A 1,762-nucleotide genomic window follows, 5' to 3' on the forward strand; every position below is an offset into this window, starting at 1 on the left:
ACGAGCGGGCTGAGCGGTTGGCGCGGTTGTTGGTGGGTCGGGGTGTGGGGGCGGAGTCGTTGGTGGGTGTGGTGATGGAGCGTGGGGTGGATTTGTTGGTGGTGTTGTTGGCGGTGGTGAAGGCGGGGGGTGTGTATGTGCCGGTGGATGTGGGGTGGCCGGTGGAGCGGGTGGGGTTGGTGTTGGGGGATGCGGGTGTGGGGTGGGTGGTGACGTCGGAGTCGTGTGTGGGGGTGGTTCCGGGGTGGTTGGTGGGTGCGGGTTCGGGTTCGGGTGTGGATGTGGTGGTGGTGGATGGGGTTGGTGTGGTGGGGGAGTTGGAGGGTTTGGGGGGTTTGCCGGGGGTGGTGTCGGGGGTTGGGGTGGATGGTGGTGTGTATGTGATGTATACGTCGGGTTCGTCGGGTGTGCCGAAGGGTGTGGTGGCGCGGCAGCGGGATGTTGTGGAGTTGGTGTTGGGGGCGGATTGGGGTTTGGGGGTGGGGTCGCGGGTGTTGTTCGTGGCGCCGCATGCGTTTGATGCGTCGTCGTATGAGGTGTGGGTGGCGTTGTTGTCGGGGGCTGCGGTGGTGGTGGCTCCGGTGGGTGGGGTGGATGCGGGTGTGTTGCGGGGTTTGGTGGGTGGGTTCGGGGTGTCGCATGTGCATGTGACGGCGGGGTTGTTCCGGGTGGTGGCGGAGGTGGATCCGGGGTGTTTTGCGGGGGTGCGTGAGGTGTTGACGGGTGGGGATGTGGTGCCGGTGGGTGCGGTGGGGCGGGTGTTGGAGGCGTGTGAGGGTGTGGTGGTGCGGCATTTGTACGGGCCGACGGAGGTGACGTTGTGTGCGACGCAGGGTGTGGTGGGGTCGGTGGTGGGTTTGGGTTCGGTGTTGCCGTTGGGTGGGGCGTTGGAGAATTCGCGGTTGTTTGTGCTGGATGAGTTTTTGGAGCCTGTTCCGCGGGGTGTGGTGGGGGAGTTGTATGTGGCGGGGGCTGGTGTGGCGCGGGGGTATGTGGGGCGTTCGGGGTTGACGGCGGAGCGGTTTGTGGCGTGTCCGTTTGTGGGGGGTGGTGAGCGGATGTATCGGACGGGGGACCGGGTGCGGTGGGGTGTGGATGGGCGGTTGTTGTTTGTTGGGCGGGTGGATGAGCAGGTGAAGGTGCGGGGGTTCCGGGTGGAGCCGGGTGAGGTGGAGGGTGTGCTGGCGGGGTGTGTGGGTGTGGGGCAGGTGGCGGTGGTGGTGCGTGAGGATGTGGTGGGGGATCGTCGGCTGGTGGCGTATGTGGTGCCGGCGGGTGGTGTTGGTGGTGCTGATCTTGCGGGTGTGGTGCGGGAGTTCGCGGTCGGGCGGTTGCCGTCGTACATGGTGCCGTCGGCGGTGGTGGTGTTGGACGCTTTGCCGTTGACGGCGAATGCGAAGTTGGATCGTCGGGCGTTGCCGGTGCCGGACTTTGCTGCGGTGGTGGGTGGGGGCCGGGGTCCGGTGACGGTGGAGGAGGAGGTCCTGTGTGCCGCGTTCGGGGAGGTGCTGGGGCTTGAGGGTGTGGGTGTGGATGACGACTTCTTCGCGTTGGGTGGGCATTCGCTGTTGGCGGTGTCGTTGGTGGAGTTGTTGCGTGGGCGTGGTGTGTCGGTGTCGGTGCGGGCGTTGTTCCAGAGTCCGACTCCGGCTGGTCTGGCGGTGGTTGGGGCTCCGGAGCAGGTGGTGGTGCCGGCGAACCTGATTCCCGAGGGTGCGGAGGAGATCACGCCGGGGATGCTGCCGTTGGTGGACCTGGACGA

General features: G+C 66.6%; 1 protein-coding gene. It reads left to right on the forward strand.

From position 1 onward, the window contains the following. Positions 1 to 62: 62 nt before the first annotated feature. A partial coding sequence (locus tag ACFC1F_RS42805) for a non-ribosomal peptide synthetase (RefSeq protein WP_376167185.1) occupies positions 63 to 1,762 on the forward strand: 1,700 nt, incomplete at its 3' end.

Origin of the sequence: Kitasatospora sp. NPDC056181 (genome assembly GCF_042266225.1) — a bacterium.
Taxonomy (GTDB): domain Bacteria; phylum Actinomycetota; class Actinomycetes; order Streptomycetales; family Streptomycetaceae; genus Kitasatospora.